The sequence below is a fragment of the Saccharophagus degradans 2-40 genome, from assembly GCF_000013665.1.
GTDB lineage: Bacteria > Pseudomonadota > Gammaproteobacteria > Pseudomonadales > Cellvibrionaceae > Saccharophagus > Saccharophagus degradans.
Map to the genome: position 1 here is coordinate 3939092 of NC_007912.1, position 17829 is coordinate 3956920.

Here is a 17829-nt window from a genome sequence, read left to right on the forward strand (position 1 = left end):
GGTTGATTGTTTTGTTAGAGCTATATATGGGACTTAAAAATGCTTTTCTCATTTTTGTGCTCAAACGCTAGTTTTTCAATTGCATTACGTGAAGCTTTATAAAATGATCTTGGGCTGGAATCCACTGGGTGGTATTTAATTTCTTTTAAAGTGACCTTAACATTTATATACCAGTACTCTTGAAAAGAACTAATCAGACCATCGAGAACACCTTCCATTACTGCGGGACTACATCTCTCTTGATCCGCCGGCCATTCGGCTTCATCGATGTACGAGAACTCATCTGCAGGCTCCAAGTACAAAGTTACATAAGCAAAATCCGCTCTAGGACCATATATCCTCTGCATTTTCCCTTCAACGGAAACGGGAGAATTCAATGACCCTTTAGGTCTTCGTATCTTATTTTCAAACCATTCGTTCAGTTGTTTGCTCATTTTCTGCTGCAGCTCTAACGCCAATGTAAACGGCGAGCGACGCAGGAGTGAGTCCAGCGGAGTGCCGTAGGCATGTAGCGATGTTTGACATTTTTGTTAGGTAATTTCATTGCTGCGACCTGCGAAGCCTAACGATTAAGTACACCCAGACCACCGAGCTAACTACAAATATAAACCCGGCAAGTTTTGACGCTGATGCGATTATTATTGAAAATGCCAGTAAGCTTGGAACAAAGCTAAGAATTTGGCTAATCGTTGACAATGGATTGGGATTTCTTTGCTCGTCTTCTTTAGAAATTCTGGCTAGACCCGCATATGCTATTGAGGCAGGAATACTAATACAAAATAAAGACAAAACTATAGGCACGCACCAACCAGTAACATCATCTGGACTTTTAACAATATAGAGAACTAGTGCCAGCTGAATTGCTGCATAAGCTCTCATAATAGTTCTCATTTCTTTATGATGCTCTGACATTGTGTTTACCTAACGCCGCCCACAGGGGCCGCAGTGGAGGTGATTGTTTTGTGCAAGCGTAGCGAAAAGCACAAAACAAGCGCCGGAACGAAGGTCCAAGCCGCGAAGCGGCTGAGCCTGGTGGGCCTTGTTAGAAATTTTATAAATCTTCAATACAGCCACCTTGATATGTTTTGTGGTGCTCAATTGCAACGCAACCATATTCAAAGTTATAGGTTGAATCGGCTGCACACTGCCCCACAACCTCTCGCTCCTCATCGGGTTTCCATGACCACGGAAGAACGCAATCGCCTTCACATTCGTCACTGCTTTTACACACCTTCCCTGCATCATTGTACTTTGTGCCGCAGAAAGCATAGCCTCCAAGATTTACGTATGGCTCGCCACCGCGAACGGTGCAAAATCCACTTTGCAAAGATGTACAACCAGCCAAGCCAAGTATAACGATTAAGAAATATATATTTATTTTATTCATGGCATTGATTTCTAACGCAGAGTGCAGCGGCAGTTTGTGGAGTGGCGATTTGTGCTAGCGTAGCGATAAGCACAAAAGGAGCCACGGAACAAACTGTCCGACTGGCACGTATTGTTAGAATTTGTACTGATAAAACTCTGTATCATTTACTCTTTCCATTAATTGAAACCCATTCTTTGTAAGCACCTTAATAGAACCGATATTGTCAGGACTTACGCCGCCGACAACAGAAACAACTCCATGTATTTTGGATAACTCATAAAGTAAAGAACAAATCAGCTCACTTCCAACACCCTTCCCCCAATAGTTTTCAGATATTAGATAGCCGACACGAACCTGACACTCTTCTGACTTATTCTCAAATTTATAAAGAAACAGCAATCCAATCAATTCCCCACTATGGGTAAGATAAATCGAGAATACATCTCCCTCCACTAACCGTTTCTCAAGCCAAGATTTTGCTTTATATATGTCATCTATATCTTGCCAGTCATAGGGTAAATGCATTGTGACATTTACAGATAAAAGCTCTAAAACACCGTCAATAACTTTAGAATCATAAATATCTATTCTGCGAATATCCAACCTATCAGACGAAATATGTTCGAACAACGCATTCTCTCCGAAAAATTCTAACGCCACTGTAATAGGCATTTTTTGTGTAGTGAAGTTTTGCGGTAAAGTGGCGAAGCCACCGCAAAACGGAACGAAGCAAAAAATGTCCTATTGACAGTTTTGTTAGTTCTTTTACTTAATACGAAAAACGACATTTACACCCTGTTTAACGTTTATGCTTTTAGGAACAAACATTACTGTATTATAGGAACCTTCTCTATATGCCATATCAGCCATTATTTGCTCTGATCTAGCACCGAAAGTAGCGAAAAACTCACTAAAGTTCGAAGCCTGGGAAATTGCGTACACAGATTGAATTTTTGTACCGAGGCTTATGGCCATTTTCTCAGCTTTATCTCTAGCATCTTTGCTTGCAGTTTCCATCAATTTCGCTTCTATCTCCTTACGGTTAGAGATGTCAAACGCTGTTCGTGCGCCAGAAACATTGTTTATTGCAACCAAGTCACTCATAAGTTCCGAGTACTTTGATAGATTTTCTAGTTTCACCGTAATGGAGCGAGAAACCTCATACCCTAAAACATCAAGTGTATTGTAATCAGAATCTCTTTTTCTCTTGGTGCTCTTTTCTATATCCGACGCTTCTACGTTTCCAACCGGCACACCGTATTTTTTTAGCACTCCAATTACAGAAGTAGATGCCAAATTTACGGTTTTTAATGCAAGATCCGAGTCTTTTTCAAATGCCATTACGCCCAATTGAATAGTGGCTATGTTTGGCTTTACATCCTGTTCAGAGCTTCCTACAGAAACGACGAAAGGAAAATCAGGCAGATTTGCACCAGAAACCGACTGACATAACAGGAGAAAAAATACAATTCCAAATATTTTATTCATTTTAACTTCCAGTTTGAGTGAGAACTAACGCCTCAATAACCGGCGCAGCTTTGCTGCGTCCGGCGCCGAAGGCGCGAAGTTGATTGACTTGTTAAGTGTTTTTCTTTTTGAACTCATTAGCTTTCTCAAGTAAATCGGGTGAGAGACTGAAACTTACTATCTCTGGCTTTTTTGTAAGCTCAACTTCTGTCGTTGATAAAGATGCTATAAAGTCTTTTATGCAACTCCACACATATATTATTTCTCTCTCATCGTTCAGAGATACAATTTTTCCACTATCAGAATCTAAACAGAATAGATCGTGCCAATCGCCATAAAATGGAATTAGATGAGCAGGAACATCCCAGTCGGCCTGGACGTTTTTCCCATTTTCAATTTCAGCGGCTGACCAGAAATTGTGGCTTAAAGAATCTAACTCACCATCTATTTCGATAGAAGCATATTGTGAATTTAGATTTTCTACAGTCTCCAAAAATTCTCGCAATTTCTGACTCCTAGTGACACTTAACGCCGCCAACAACGGCAGACTTGTGATTGTGGCTTTTGTGCAAAAATGGCGTAGCCATGCACAAAAGGCGCAAGCGCAAGGCTGTCCAGAGAGCGCAGCGAACGATGTTGCTTGGCCTTGTTATAGCTTTCGTTCAAATACTGCACCGATTGCTCCCATACCATATGTAATGATGACTTTTAAAAGCCCAATGCCAATTGCACAGCTGGGTAGCATAAAAGCGTATTGAGCCATTTGTAGATAATGAATATATGTAAGCTCGTAATCAAATATTTGCGAGTAGCGAATTAAGCCACCAACCAATGCTAAGAACACCAATAAGAAAACAACCAATTTAGAAGGCTTATGTACAAGCGAAGACTTTTCAACGAGTAGCAGGTAAAGATAGATTACCGTTGCAACCACACCAAAGCCCATTACTAAATATAATTTCAAGTGTTCCATTCTCTAAATTCTTGGTGTGCTATAACGCAGAGCTAAACGGCGCACAAAGTGGAGCTGCTTTTGTGCAACAATTTGCGAAGCAAATGCACAAAAGAAGCGGAGCTTTGGGCGTCCAGTGGAGGCCGAAGGCCGGAACGGTGTTTTAGCGTTTTGTTATGAGAGACCACTAACTGCACCTGCAACACCCTATTTTTTTATACCAACCAAATTGATTAGTAACCGATAGATGCTTTTGACCTTACTTAAAGCAGCGTTGCCCAAAAGCCAACAAAATAATACAAACCTGAAGACTATTTACCCAACAGGAACACACTTGATGACTAGCACCAACGAAGTTTAACTAATTTGTGTGTTTTTACAATTTAGTTAAACCGGATTAAAACCGCCAACCAAGGGCTACGAAAGCACGTTGTAATTGGCTTTAGCCTATTACTTTTACAAATGGAATGGAAGTGAAAATCAAAGGAAGATAGCCATTCCATAGCACATTCAAATTAACCTATATTTAAACCTTAAAACCGACCTTGGCTATACCTAGCTGGTAGCTCATAACGCATAGCTAAACGGCGCACAAAGTGGAGCTGCTTTTGTGCGAAAATTTGCGAAGCAAATGCACAACAGAAGCGGAGCTTTGGGCGTCCAGTGGAGGCCGCAGGCCGAAACGGTGTTTTAGCGTATTGTTATGAGAGACCACTAACGACACTTACATTACCTTTAATTTTTATTACCAACCAAATAGATTAGTAACCCATAGATGCTTTTGGCCTACTTGAAGCAGCGCCGCCAAAAAGCCAATAAAAAAATACAAACCTGAAGACTATTTACCAAACTGGTAAAAACCTGACGACTAGCACCAACGAGGTTTAACTAATTTGTGTGTTTTTACAATTTAGTTAAACCGGATTAAAACCGCCAACCAAGGGCTACGAAAGCACGTTGTAATTGGCTTTAGCCTATTACTTTTCTAAATGAAATGAAAGTGGAAATCAAAGGGAGATAGCCATTCCATAGCACATTCAAATTAACCTATATTTAAACTTTAAAACCGTCCTTGGCTATACCTAGCTGGTAGCTCATAACATTATAATATATCCCACCCCGCCACCTATCCCCAATACACCCCCAGTAAGACTGGTTTGCTCGGCAGCTAGTTGAGCGTTAATTCCAAAAACACACCTAAATAATCTTTAATTACGCGACTATTAGGCTCATGTTCGTTTAACTCGCAAATTAAAGCATGCTTTATGAATTAAATATACCGTATAAAAGCAATTATCTGCCTTTTGTTTAATGCAGCCAACCGCCTGTAACGGTTTGTTTTTATTTAACTTTTTTGCGCGGCTCATTCCACGGTCTTTTTATGCGTCGCGACGCCGGAATGTACGAGTTGCTAAAACGGGCTTTAGACCTGTCACTAACGTTGCATTCGGCGCCATGCCCAATAAAAGCAACTGTTTGCAGGGCATTTGAGTAGATTGAATTAAATTAGAAATTAACACTCAGAAGTGGGTAACTATATGCTTATATGTTTGCAGATATGGATTGAAGGCTGCATAACAAATGCACTACCTTCAATTGACATGATTAGAAATAGAGATTTATTTTTTTACACAGTAATGCTCCCTTAGCTTCAACTACTCTGTAACTATTCTATGACACCTACAGAACCACTGCCCAATTCACCATCATCCTCCATCAAATTCTCTTTCTTAGCACCACTCATTTTCTTCTCAATTGGCGCAGCCTCTTTATAAGCCTTCTTGGTTGCCGCCAAAAATTTATCTTCCGTTACGCTGCCGCGCAGTTGCCAGCTGGGGGCTACTACTATCATTTTGTAATCGGGCCTAGATTTAAAGTCGTCTTTATCTAGTAGCTTCATTGTTGTGGTAAGCACAATTAATGCGGGCGCGATGGATGCGAATATTATTCTGCCGCGCAGCCTTAAACGTGTGGCTTGGTAGGCGCATATATATAGGCCTACAAACAATACAGCCATCGCTACTAGTTCTGGGGTATAGCCGTTTAACCATAGCCATGCCATGTTGAATTTTATTACCCATTCGGAAAGGTCTAGCAGCATAAATATACTTTCGGCCAGTAGCGCGAGGTTGGCATAGAGTAAAAACTTTACTTCTAAATGCTGTAGTTTGGCGGCAATAGACCATACCCCCGCAAAGCCAAGCGCAACTAGCACTACATATATACCCTCGGCATATTGTTTGGTAAGTGTTTCGCTAAAGGGGGCTTCTATGTATATGCTCCATGCATTTAAGCTAAGCACTGCAATACTGGCAATTATAAATACCCACCACTGGCCAAGTAGCCTGTAGGTTTCTTCAAATTTAGAAAAGCGCAAAGGCGGTGGCACGGGGGTGTGCTCGGTTACTATGCGCATGTGGGTTTTGCCCACTACCAATGTGTCGCCCGCTTGCAAAGGTGTGGGGTGGGCATTCACGTTTATTATTTGTTTGCCGCGCAATATTGTTGTGCCGTTTGCCGATTCTAAATCGGATACAAAAAATACTTCGTGTTGATGGTCGTACTCTACGCGTACATGTTTACCATCGGCGTAGGGGTCGTTAATAATGTGCTGGTTGCTAAACCCGCGCCCTATATCTACACGGGTACCTACGTATTTTTGTATTGCTATTACATGGCCGCTTCTGTCTATACTTTGAATTATCATTGCCATGCCACCTGTTTAATAAATTTTTCTAAAAACTGGGCCGAATCCTCTTGGGTTACGCCAGATAAGGTGAAGTGCTCCATAACCGCTACGTGTGATTTATCGAGCGTAACGCCCATATAAAATACATCGTACAGGCCTTTAAATTTTTTGTAAGGGCGAGTGCAGTAAGAAATTTTGCGTTTTAGGCCATCTTGCTCGCGAGTTACTATATCTATTTCGCATGTGTAGTTTTCTACGTCGTCTTCACCGGCTTGGTTGCCTGGGCGCGCGTGGGATACTTGTTTTTGTAGCATGCGGTAATAGGAATACTCTGGCCAATCTTTACCTTGTATATGCCAAAATTCGTATTCTACAAAACCCGATGTAAGGGTTTTATAAATAGGGAACGACGACGCGCTGTGGCAGCCACGCTTTATAACTATTAGGTGGTTATCTTCATCTTCGTCGCTATCGCCCCAGCAATGTAAGTTGGGGTGCACTTTGCCAACTACTAGGGCCTCGCCCATATCTTCTATTGGCCAATCGGGTGAGAGCAGTTCGGTTACTACGTAGTGGCTTGCCTTTTGAATTTGCTTGCCTACTTTTTGTTGTAGCTCTTCTTCGCTGTATTTGCCTACTTCTAAATCTACCAGTAGCGCTTTAAGTTTATCTACGGGTACTAAAAAACCCACTTGGTTGCCTTTGGTAGCCACGTTTAGGCCTACCACTTCGCCATTGGCATTTAGGTTTGGGCCACCGCTCATGCCGGGGTTAAGCGCACCAGAGAAGTGTATTTGATCGAAAAAGCGGTTATCGATAAGGCCGTTGTAGTTGCCTTCTACTATTGTCATGCCTAGGTCGTGCGGGTTGCCCACAGAATATAAGCGCTCGCCGCGCGCGGGGGGTACGGCGCTTAGCGCTAGCGCTGGGCGTTTAACCGGTACCGATAAAATAGCCACATCGCTAATGGCATCTACCGCTTCTATGTTTAGGGGTATTTCTTCGTCGCCTATTTCTATTATTGCGCGGTAGTTTTCTGGCTCGAACAATACAGAGTTAATAACATGGTAATTGGTTGCTATTAGGCCGCCATCGCCAATATAAAAGCCAGAGCCAAACGAGCGCGCGTTTTTGGAATCTACATTTATTATGCGCACCTGAAAAATAGAATCTTTAAAGGTGGAAATGGTGTGCTTGGCTTGCTGGCCGCTATCCACTGCCGGCTTATTATTGGGGGCAAGCTCTTGTGTGTAGGCTGGCCCGCTAATAAGCGCACACACACTTAGCGATACCGCTGCTAGCCAATGTGCGCATTGGCCTATGGCCGAATATTTTGTTGTTTTCAAAACGCGTACTACTCCTTTTAGGGGTAAAGCGTTACACCTTATTACTACAGCGCTAAGGCCTTTGTAACACCCCATTTAAGCCGGAAGGACAGAAATTAGTTATTGCTATAAAGCTAGTTTGACTCATATACCCTGCGTATGTTCAAACCGCTATTTATTTGGCTTTGCATTAAGCAAATATTAACAAGTAAAAAAACCGAATAAAGAAGGAGTATAACGCACGGTGCTGAAAAAGAAATGGCTCGCAAATAGACGTACAGGCACCAATTAAGCGCAATATATGTGCAATATAAGCGCTAAGTTATTGGCAGCAACATGCTAAGGGCGGCGCCAATTAGTTAGCCTGTAAGTAACTGTAGTACCTGTTGGGGGCGCTGGTTGGCTTGCGCGAACGCGATGCTGATATATTTTCTACTATTACTTGCATATTGTTTAACTTTAACCCTAAGTGGCAGTTCACGGCCAGCTACTGCTGGGTATTAGGCGACAGGATATTAAGGGGCTGTATATAAATGACTGTGTTTTAGAGATTTTAAAATTATTACTGATATTTGCGTTATTAGTTAAGGCTATCTCTTGCTTCTGCTATTAGCCATTAATGACCACACCTAAACACCCTACCGCTCTAGTTTAGCTGCTAGAGGCCTGACAGCGATAAACGAACTAAAAGCACTTTCAATAACCAACTGTTAACGCCGGCCATGCACCCTAAGCACGGGTTAATAACCTCCAGAAGGTATACCAAACCAACGTTTTGGCTTGACCAATTATGGTTTTTTAAGCACACTTTGGCTAAATTTGCTTAACCAAATCGTAAAAGAGAGCCCACTATGCCCGTTTTTCGCCCATATTTACGCTTAATTGCGCTTGTTACTGCCCTGCTGGGGCTTACCGCTTGTACAACACCGGCAAATGTTAGCGCGCCGGCTGTTACCACTGTGCATATGGCTGGGGATTCAACTATGTCTATTAAGGATGTAAAAGATTACCCTGAAACGGGTTGGGGCGTGCCTTTTGCCACCTTTTTTGACGAGTCTATACAGGTGGTGAACCACGCTAAAAATGGCCGCAGCACACGCACTTTTATAGAAGAGGGCCGCTGGCAAGTCATTATGGATGCGCTTAAGCCTGGCGATGTGGTGTTTATACAGTTTGGCCACAACGATGAGTCGGTATCTAAAAAAGACCGCTACACCACCCCAGAGCAATACAGCAATAACCTAAAACGTTTTATTAACGATGTGCGCGCTAAGCAAGCTAACCCAATTTTACTAAGCCCTATTACACGCCGTTATTTTAATGAAGACGGAACCATTAAACATACCCACCCCTATGCCGATTTAAGCCGCAAGGTTGCCGCTAGCGAAGAGGTTGTATTTTTGGATATGGAATTAATTACGCGAGAGTATTTTCAGAAGCTTGGCGATAAAGACTCGGCCTTACGCTTTATGCATATACCGGCAGACACGCACCCCAACTACCCCAACGGCGTACGCGACGACACACACCTAAACAATATGGGCGCACGCGAAGTAGCGCAATTGGTATTGGCCGAGCTTAAAAAACAGCAACACCCACTTGTTAAGCGCGTGCGTACCGCAGACCCAAAACATTTAAAATTAAGTTACTAGGAAACCTATGTAATAAATCCTGCACATAAAAAAGCCCCAATGTTTGGGGCTTTTAATTACAATCACTATCACATAACGCTTTACAACAAATTACGGCTTATTTTTAGGTGGTGTTTGTACTGCAAATATAAAATTGTGCAGTATCCAAAACACCTCTGCGAAAGCGTTAAACACAACAACAATAACCTGCTTTACATCGCGCGCCATTACATATAAGCACGGTATAAGTATTAGCGTTACCACGGTGGCAAACAGCACCCCAAAGGCTAGCGATACCGCCATAGGAATCACAATTTGTGCCTGCAGGCTGGGTTCAAAAATAATAGGTATTAACCCAAAAAACGTAGTAAGCGATGTGAGTATTATGGCCCTAAAGCGTTTAACACCTGCCATGCATACCGAGGTGACTAAATCGTAACCGGCCTTTTTGGCGGAGTTGACGTAATCCACCATGACTAGCGAATCATTTACCACTACCCCCACTACGGCGAAAATACCAAACAAACTCATTGCACTTAGATCTAACCCCAACAATAAATGCCCGTATATTGCACCTACTACACCAAAAGGTATTACCGACATAATCATTAGTGGCTGCAAGTAGGAACGCAATGGCAGCGCCAGCAGGATATAAATAGGAATTAATATTTTAAATATATTAATTATATTGTTCTGCATGGTTTCGCGGTTATCTTTTAAATCGCCTGCCTCTTCAATTTCTACGCGACTGTACTGGCCTTTTAATTTTTCGAACAAATCGGCTTTTAGCGCATCGGCTACTTTAAACGTTGAAGTTTTTTCTGCATCGACCGAGGCGTACACAGTAATCGCCCTGTTACCATCTTCGCGGTAAATTTGGTTTACGCTATCTACAAAATCGATATTGGCAATTTCGTTTAGTGGCACACGCGTACCCGCCGGTGTTTGAATTAACACATTGCCCACATGACTAATGGCATCGCGGTAGTGCTCTGGGTAGCGCACCATGACTCTTATTTCATCTCTGTCGCGCACTATGCGCTGCGCCTCTAAGCCGTAAAGTGCTGCACTGGCTTGGCCGGCAACATCGGCAATGGTTAAACCTAAGCTAGTGGCATGGGGTTTTAAACTAAAGCGCGCTTCGGTAACTGGGTCTTGCTCGCTATCGTTAATTTCAAATACGCCTTCGTAGGTTGCAAGCTCGTCTTTTATGGCTGCAGCAACGGCTTTTAGTTGGGCTTCATCTTTACTTTTAATTCTAAAGCTAATATCGCCGTTATTGGCGCCACCGCCACCACCACCCCCAATGGTATCGCGAATAGTTATGCGTTTTAGGCCTGGGAACTTAGGCATAATTTCGCGCACCTTGGCAGAAAGCACCAAGGGTGAAGCGGGCCGTATTTCTGGGTCTACAAGTTTGGCTGTAATTTTTGCAGACGTGCGGCTGTGAATTTCGAGCATAATTCTATCAACCATGGTTGCGCCGTATTCTTCCTCTACCATGGCATTCGCTTTTTCTACAATGTCGTTTAGCGACTCTATTGTATTTAGGGTAACTTGCTCTGGCGTGTTTTCTGCCATTTCTATATTTATATCTAAAAAGTCGTGCGGTACTTTTGGAAAGCCCACAAAACCAATTTTACCGGCAATAAAAAACGACGCGGTAATAAAAATAAGCGCAGTAAACGCCGCCCACACTACGTAGCGATAGTGAATTGCTTTGTAAATAAACGGCTGATAAATATTTTGAATAAAGTTATTTAGCTTGCGATCTACCGCTTGCCTAAAACGCATGTGCGCATTGCGCGGCCCTTTTAAAAAGCCGCGTGTTTCGGGGTTTTCTGGTTTCATATGCGCCAAATGCGACGGCAGAATTAATTTAGATTCCACCAGCGAAAACAACAAGCACAGTACAACCACAGTTCCAATAGCATTAGAAAATTCCGATTGCGGGCCGCTTTCCATTACCATAGGCCAAAACGCGGCTATGGTTGTAAGCACGCCAAAGGTGGCCGGCACTGCAACCCGCTGCGCACCGCGTATTACGTTATCTAGGGTTTGGCCTTTTTCTTCTACCTCCGAGGCCACGCTTTCGCCAATAACTATGGCATCGTCTACCACCACCCCCAGCACCATAATAAAGGCGAATAAACTTACAACGTTAATGGTTACATCTATGTAGCTTATGGGCAGCAGCGCCAAGGCGCCTAAAAAGCTAACCGGCAGCCCCATCATTACCCAAAACGCTAGGCGCAAGCGTAAAAATGTTGCGAGAATGAGCAACACTAAAATGCCGCCAAACCACATATTACTTAGCATCATATTTAGGCGGCCATTTAGGTAGTAGGTTAAATCTACCCACGGCTCTAGCCTTACACCTTCTGGCAGGGTGGCTTGGCGTTTTTGTAAATAGTCGTTAACGGTTTCCGAAATAACCGTAATACTTTGGTCGGCCGATGCACCCACAAAAAAGATTACCGCGTTTTGGCCATCTAATTTATTAAAGCTAATGCCCTCTTCAAAACCATCGCGTACAGTGGCTATATCGCCCACCAAAAGCTGGGTGCCGTTGGGTAAAGTTTTAATGGGTATATTTTCGTATTCGTAGCCCACATAGGCTTGGTTTTCTACGCGAACAGAAATAGTGCCTTCGTCTGCGCGTATTTGACCGGCAGAGCTATTGGTAGAGAACTTACTAATGGCTTGCGAAATATCGTTAAAAGTTAAATCGTATTCGCGCAAACGAATGGGGTCGACTTCTATGGCAATTTCGTACCCTGCACCGCTGTAGTAATCGGTAATGTTTACGCCGGGTAAATTTTGCAGTTCGTCTTGTATAGATTGGCCCAGCTGTTTTAAATATTTTCTATCTAAATCACCAGAAAGACTTATGTACATAACTTCTTGGCGGTATTTGGCCTGATTAACAATTGGCCGCTCCATACCCGCCGGAAAACTCGAAATAGAATCGATGCTTGATTTCACATCATCGAGTACTTCGCGAATATCGTAGCTTTCTAATACTTGAATATTGGCGCTAGCATTCCCTCTATTGGAATAGGTTATTACCCGCTCTAGGCCTTGCACTTGCGCTAGGGCTTCTTCTAATTTTACGGTTATGGCTTCTTCTACTTCTTGCGGGGCGGCACCGCGATAGGGAATATTGACGTTTATCCAGTTTATTTCCATTGCTGGAAACATCTGCTTACGAATTTGTAGCGCGGCCATTACGCCAGCAATAATAATACACGCCATTAATAGGTTGGCGGCCACGCTGTTGCGGGCAAACCAAGCAATTATGCCTGTGCTGGTATCGTAAGATGAATGCAAGGCGCTGCCGTCTGGTTCTTGTTGCGGTTCATTTGGTGGTTGGGTATTGGTTGGCGAAGACATTATTTAACCTCCTTTACATCGGCGGCGCTCGCAATTGCCTTTTCTGTAGCCTCTTCGCTTTTGGGGGTAGGTGCGCCTTCCCAGGTTAGCTCCATACCGGCAATGGGCGCGGCCAAAGTAGATACCACCATTAAATCACCGTCGGCCAACCCGGCAGATACTATGCTGTGCTTGCCTTCTTCTTTTAGTACCGTTACCTCGCGCAATTCTAATTTGTGATCTGCTACAACGGGGATTGCGCCGTTAATAAATATACGGCGAGGAATTTTTAATGCCTGCGGTAATAGCTCGCCGTGAATTTCTGCCGACACATAGGTGCCAAAGGGTAAACGGGGTGTAGCGTTATTAAGCGCGTAGGGATCGATAATGTGTGCCACGAGGTAAATCATACGGCTTGCGGCATCTACCATGCCTTCGTCGCGCACAATGCGTGCCTGCCACGTTTGCGTTTGACCATACACATGGCCGCGTAACACTACTTGTGCATTGCGACCTGCATTTTGCAAAATAGAGAAATCGGATTGATTAACAGGTAAACGTACTTCTGCAAGGGAAACATCTAACAACTCGCCCAGCGTGCCGCCTATGTTTAAAAACGTACCGGGGCTAACATCGCGGCTTTTAACTAGGGCATCGAAAGGGGCGAGTATTTGGGTGCGCTCTAAATCTTTTTGCGCTTGGGTGTAGGCCGCCTCTGCTGCTTTAACAGAAGCCAATGCTTGCTCTTGCTGTGGTTTGCGCAAACCCAACTCAGATGGCTCGGCGTTGGTAATAGACGCCCACTCGGCCTCGGCTACCCGGCCCTGTGCGCGCTCTTGGATAAACGCAGCGCGCGCACTGGCAAGGTTAGCTTTGGCTTGCTGCACTTTTACTTCGTAATCGAACGGGTCTATTTGCGCAAGCAGCTCGCCTTTCTTAACCAAACCGCCATTTTCAAACGCGGGAGACACAGCCTGCACCTTACCACTAACCTCGCTAACTATGCGGGTTTGATAGCGTGAACGCACCTCGCCCTGCGAGTGAGCGACTAACTGAATGGGGGCTAGCTCTACCTTTTCTACTGAAACATAAGGTACAAGTTTTTCTTCTTCGCGTTTATCGTCTGACGATTTGGTAAACATAATCAGAGTGAATACAGCAGCTCCACCAAGTAGAACCGCTATAGGCCGAAAAATTTGTTGTTTGGTTACGCTCATTAGAAAAGTCCCAAGTAATATAAAACAGCCGCCATTCTAGACGGCAAAACCATGTATTGCGTTCGAATAACCCCAATAGGACACCCAAAAACCCAATTTAGATTCAAAATATTTAAACACTAATTGTTAATCGCTAAATGCTAGGTGTTAAGTGCTAGGTATTAGTAACTAGCGATTAGCGATTAGAAACTAACGATTGCCCACCAATTGTAATGGTAATGGGTAAAGGCATGGGTATTAGTGTGCCTAGTGGCAGCTGGGCGGGGGTGAACGGGGAATAGGGTCGGTAAAGCGCAGTGGAATGGTTAGCCTAGATGCTAGCGCGCAGTTAGATACGCGCAACATCTACAGATACTTGCAATATTGGCGATTCACCACCGCCAAATATTACACCGCGCAGGGGCGTTACATCGAAGTAGTCGCGGCCCCATGCGGTAATAATATGCTGGTCGCCAGCTATTTGATTGTTGGTGGGGTCAAATTCAAACCAACCTTCGCGGGGCGAGTAAACGCTTATCCACGCGTGAGTGGCATCGGCCCCTACCAGGCGCTCTTGGCCAGGTGCAGGCAAGGTTTCTATATAGCCAGATACGTATTTAGCTGGGTAGCCCAACGCGCGCAAACAGCCTACCTGCAGGTGGGCGAAGTCTTGGCATACGCCTTTTTTATTGGCGAGCACTTCGTTAAGCGGCGTGGCTACGGTGGTAGATTCTGGGCAGTATTTAAAATCTTCGAATATGCGGCGAGTTAAATCTGCCACGCACGATAACAGTGGTTTATCGGGTGCGAATGAAGGTGCCGCGTATTCGCGTAGCTCATCAGTTGCGCGCACCATGGGCGAATCTAAGCAAAACTCACGCGCGAGCAATAGCTCTGGGTCTTTCGAGGTGGCTAGCAGTGAAAGCGCATCGGCGCAGGTTACGCCAAAATCCAAATTTAACGCACTGTGTTGTGCCGATACCTCTACTTCGCTTTCGGAAGTAATTATTAAGGTTTTGTGGGCGCGCTGTAATTCAAAGTGGTAAGAGGTGTTACCAAAGTAATCGGTGCGCTTACCGGTAAATGCAGGGTGCGGCGATACGCTTATAAAGTTGCGTTCGCAGGTTTGCCGCAATGTGCTGCGCGGCACCATTTGCGCCAAGTTATAGCAGCTAGAAACGCGCGCGGCATATTTGTATTCGGTTATGTGGCGAATGCGGTATTTCACAATTCCTCCGACAACCGGCTAACTAACTGCTGCGGCCCAATGCGGTGCTCGAAATGTTTCTCGCTAATCACAATACTTAGGTCGCCTAATAAGTTATTAAACTGTTTAAGGTGAGCAGACAATTGGGTGCGTCCTTCTTTGTGCTCTTCGCACATTACATCTAACGACGCTAAACGTATGGCGGTTTCACCTTCGAGAATTACGCGCTCGTCTGGGCTTAATTCATAGGCTTTTGCTTTGGCCTTGGGCAGGGTTGCCAACTGGCTTTTTAATTCGCTAAATTGAAACAACAGCGAGCGCGGGTTGGCGGTATCCATCATTACCAGCTCGAGTACTTGCTTCACCCCCATGCGCGCGCGGTAGCGGCGGCGATAGCTTATTAAACCTTCTACCGAAGTAAGCAGCGCTTGCATTAAGGTTTTTTGATCGTTTTCGCTAAGCACGGGAGTTAGTAATTGATCCATTATGCATATGGTTTGCACACCGCGTTCTATGCGGCGGCCAATTTCCATAAACTGCCAGCCTATGCCGTGCACCATACTTTCGCGCGCTAAACCAGCTAAGGCCATAAGTGCCGTTACAAAAGGGTCGAGCGCTTCTTCGGGGGCAGATGCCATACCGCCGCTTAAAGACTGCTCTAAATCATCGAGGCCATCGCGTATATCGTTTATTACGCGCAGTGTATCGGATGAGAGTAGCTCTTTAGATTCATCGGCACAGCGCAACATGGCATTTAAATTAAAGTGCACACTGCCAGCGCGATTGGCGTCTTTGGTTAGCGACAGTAATTCTTTATCTGGGTTGGCTTGCAATTCTGGCGAGTGAAAGCCCGGCAAGGTTGCAGTAATGGCCGATACGGTTTGCAGTAAATATTTGCGACTGGTTTCAGAAATAATTTCTTCGCCGTTAAGCAATACAAACACGGTGCGCAGTATACGCAGCGACGCTTCTGCGCGCTCGGCGTAACGGCCCATCCAAAATAGGTTTTCTACTACGCGGCTGGGCAGGCTCATTAGGTGTTCGTCGCCCGAGACTATTAACGTATCGCCACCTGCACTGTCGTTTTCTACGCGCTCGGGTTCGGAGGCTATTACCCAGGTATCTTTACTTTGCGAACCTGCTTGGGCAGAAATTAAAAAGCCGCCCTCTTCGGTACCCACTCGGGTTAAGCCGCCGGGCATCAAGTAATAGGATTTTTCGAACGCCACCGCATAGCTGCGCACAATGGCCGGCCTTGGCTGTAGTTCGCCGTTAATAAAAGTAGGCAGATGGCTGGCAATTAAGCAGGTTTGCGCCACATAGTTGGCCGGTTGTGCTTTGATGCGTTGCAGCCATTGTTCGCGATCTTTTTTGCTTAGCGTATGGGTAAGCACACTGCTGCGCCCTACGCCGCGCGAAATAGGCTTAATTACCAGCTGATCAAAATGGCTGGTGATGTACTCCATATCTTTTTTATCGCCACACCAATAGGTGGGAATAGATTTCATACGCGGTTCGCGGCCAAGCAATGCTTTGCTTATTTGCGGCAGGTATTTAAGCAATACGGGGTTTTCTAATACGCCGGAACCCAGCGGGTTAGCAATAACCACACGGTTTGCGCGCACCACTTCTAGCAGGCCGGGCACACCCAATTGAGAATCGCCGCGCAGCTCTACGGGGTCGCAAAACCAATCGTCTACGCGCCGTAAAATCACATCTACGCGGCTTAAGCCATCGAGGGATTTCATCCACAAAAAGCCGTTGCGCACCACTAAGTCGCCGCTTTGTACCAGCGGAAACCCAAGGTAGTTAGCTAAGTAGGCGTGCTCGAAATAGGTTTCGTTATGGGCGCCGGGGGTAAGCAGCACTATGCGCGGTTGGTCGTGCGCTTCGCTCATAGACGCCAGCTTTTGACGCAGGCGCTGGAAGAACGTGGCCAAGCGGTGCACTTGGCTATCGCGGAACAAGCTGGGCAACACCCGCGACATAACCGTGCGGTTTTCTAAGGCGTAGCCCATGCCGCTGGGGGCTTGGGTGCGATCTGCCAGTACGCACATTTCACCGTCGGCATCGCGCACCATATCGACGGCGTGCAATATAAGCTCTTGATCGCCGGGGGTAACAATACCTTGGCAAGGGCGCAAAAAGCCGTTGTGACTAAACAGCGCTTCTGGCGGAATAATGCCGTGGCGAATTAAATCGCGCGGGCCGTATATATCTTTTAATAGGGCGTTAAGTAGCTCGGCGCGCTCGAGCAAGCCAGATTCTATTTTGTTCCATTGGCCGCTGCTAATAAGTGCGGGAACAAGGTCTAGCTCCCAGGTGCGGCTTAGGCTGGCGCTATCGCCGTAAATATTATAGGTGGCGCCATCGTCGCGCAGAATACGCAGGGCCTTGGCTTGACGGTCACTTAAACCGCCTGCCCCCAATGTTTTTAGGCTTTCTAACAGGTAGTTCCAATGCTCCCGCTGCTCGCCGGTGGGCGTAAAAACCTCGTCCACATGCGCTTTCGCCTTGCGGTAGGCAAGGGGGATTTGCGCTGTATGAATGTTGGAAGTTTGGCTTTGAGATTGCGACACGTTGTCACTTACCTGCAGTAGAGGATGAATTGGGCGCTATGA

14 protein-coding genes are annotated in these 17829 nt (G+C 45.2%); 1 reads left to right on the forward strand and 13 read right to left on the reverse strand.

The window, feature by feature from the left end:
• Positions 1–20: 20 nt before the first annotated feature.
• From SDE_RS16170 to SDE_RS16210, 9 genes are all read right to left on the reverse strand, one after another.
• Positions 21–434, reverse strand: coding sequence for a hypothetical protein (locus SDE_RS16170; protein WP_041324806.1), 414 nt, complete (start codon positions 432–434; stop codon positions 21–23).
• Positions 435–540: 106 nt separating this feature from the next.
• Entirely contained in the window at positions 541–912 is a 372-nt protein-coding gene (locus tag SDE_RS16175) for a hypothetical protein (protein ID WP_041324808.1), read from the reverse strand.
• A gap of 139 nt (positions 913–1051) precedes the next feature.
• On the reverse strand, positions 1052–1387 hold the full coding sequence (locus tag SDE_RS16180) for a hypothetical protein (RefSeq protein WP_011469560.1): 336 nt from the start codon (positions 1385–1387) through the stop codon (positions 1052–1054).
• A 114-nt stretch (positions 1388–1501) separates the two neighbouring features.
• Positions 1502–2029 (reverse strand): GNAT family N-acetyltransferase, encoded by a 528-nt coding sequence (locus tag SDE_RS16185; RefSeq protein ID WP_158303888.1) that lies wholly within the window; start codon positions 2027–2029, stop codon positions 1502–1504.
• A 105-nt stretch (positions 2030–2134) separates the two neighbouring features.
• The gene (locus tag SDE_RS16190) at positions 2135–2857 is read right to left on the reverse strand and encodes an SIMPL domain-containing protein (RefSeq protein WP_011469562.1); all 723 of its coding nucleotides are present in this window, start codon (positions 2855–2857) and stop codon (positions 2135–2137) included.
• Positions 2858–2948: 91 nt separating this feature from the next.
• Positions 2949–3341, reverse strand: a complete 393-nt coding sequence (locus SDE_RS16195) for an SMI1/KNR4 family protein (protein WP_011469563.1) — start codon at positions 3339–3341, stop codon at positions 2949–2951.
• A 144-nt stretch (positions 3342–3485) separates the two neighbouring features.
• On the reverse strand, positions 3486–3809 hold the full coding sequence (locus SDE_RS16200; RefSeq protein ID WP_011469564.1) for a hypothetical protein: 324 nt from the start codon (positions 3807–3809) through the stop codon (positions 3486–3488).
• 1645 nt (positions 3810–5454) lie between these two features.
• Positions 5455–6495, reverse strand: a complete 1041-nt coding sequence (locus tag SDE_RS16205; RefSeq protein ID WP_011469565.1) for an FHA domain-containing protein — start codon at positions 6493–6495, stop codon at positions 5455–5457.
• Positions 6492–7823, reverse strand: a complete 1332-nt coding sequence (locus tag SDE_RS16210) for a S1 family peptidase (protein WP_158303889.1) — start codon at positions 7821–7823, stop codon at positions 6492–6494. The genes SDE_RS16205 and SDE_RS16210 overlap by 4 nt, the downstream gene beginning before the upstream one ends.
• Positions 7824–8653: 830 nt before the next feature.
• Between SDE_RS16210 and SDE_RS16215 the strand changes: the two genes are divergently transcribed.
• Entirely contained in the window at positions 8654–9454 is an 801-nt protein-coding gene (locus SDE_RS16215; protein ID WP_011469567.1) for a rhamnogalacturonan acetylesterase, read from the forward strand.
• A 90-nt stretch (positions 9455–9544) separates the two neighbouring features.
• Here SDE_RS16215 and SDE_RS16220 read toward each other — a convergent pair whose 3' ends face one another.
• The 4 genes from SDE_RS16220 to SDE_RS16235 form a co-directional block, all read right to left on the reverse strand.
• Positions 9545–12826 (reverse strand): efflux RND transporter permease subunit, encoded by a 3282-nt coding sequence (locus tag SDE_RS16220; protein ID WP_011469568.1) that lies wholly within the window; start codon positions 12824–12826, stop codon positions 9545–9547.
• Positions 12826–14022 (reverse strand): efflux RND transporter periplasmic adaptor subunit, encoded by a 1197-nt coding sequence (locus SDE_RS16225; RefSeq protein WP_011469569.1) that lies wholly within the window; start codon positions 14020–14022, stop codon positions 12826–12828. Before SDE_RS16225 ends, SDE_RS16220 begins: the two co-directional genes overlap by 1 nt.
• A 328-nt stretch (positions 14023–14350) precedes the next feature.
• Positions 14351–15229: a transglutaminase family protein gene (locus tag SDE_RS16230; protein ID WP_011469570.1), complete on the reverse strand. Its 879-nt coding sequence runs from the start codon at positions 15227–15229 to the stop codon at positions 14351–14353.
• On the reverse strand, positions 15226–17787 hold the full coding sequence (locus SDE_RS16235; protein ID WP_011469571.1) for a circularly permuted type 2 ATP-grasp protein: 2562 nt from the start codon (positions 17785–17787) through the stop codon (positions 15226–15228). Before SDE_RS16235 ends, SDE_RS16230 begins: the two co-directional genes overlap by 4 nt.
• Between the last annotated feature and the right edge of the window lie 42 nt (positions 17788–17829).

What these genes read in the sequence shown, in the direction of transcription:
- SDE_RS16170 (WP_041324806.1), bottom strand. Translation starts at nt 434, where the DNA reads ATGAGCAAACAACTGAACGAATGGTTTGAAAATAAGATACGAAGACCT.
- SDE_RS16175 (WP_041324808.1), bottom strand. Translation starts at nt 912, where the DNA reads ATGTCAGAGCATCATAAAGAAATGAGAACTATTATGAGAGCTTATGCA.
- SDE_RS16180 (WP_011469560.1), bottom strand. Translation starts at nt 1,387, where the DNA reads ATGAATAAAATAAATATATATTTCTTAATCGTTATACTTGGCTTGGCT.
- SDE_RS16190 (WP_011469562.1), bottom strand. Translation starts at nt 2,857, where the DNA reads ATGAATAAAATATTTGGAATTGTATTTTTTCTCCTGTTATGTCAGTCG.
- SDE_RS16200 (WP_011469564.1), bottom strand. Translation starts at nt 3,809, where the DNA reads ATGGAACACTTGAAATTATATTTAGTAATGGGCTTTGGTGTGGTTGCA.
- SDE_RS16205 (WP_011469565.1), bottom strand. Translation starts at nt 6,495, where the DNA reads ATGATAATTCAAAGTATAGACAGAAGCGGCCATGTAATAGCAATACAA.
- SDE_RS16215 (WP_011469567.1), top strand. Translation starts at nt 8,654, where the DNA reads ATGCCCGTTTTTCGCCCATATTTACGCTTAATTGCGCTTGTTACTGCC.
- SDE_RS16220 (WP_011469568.1), bottom strand. Translation starts at nt 12,826, where the DNA reads ATGTCTTCGCCAACCAATACCCAACCACCAAATGAACCGCAACAAGAA.
- SDE_RS16225 (WP_011469569.1), bottom strand. Translation starts at nt 14,022, where the DNA reads ATGAGCGTAACCAAACAACAAATTTTTCGGCCTATAGCGGTTCTACTT.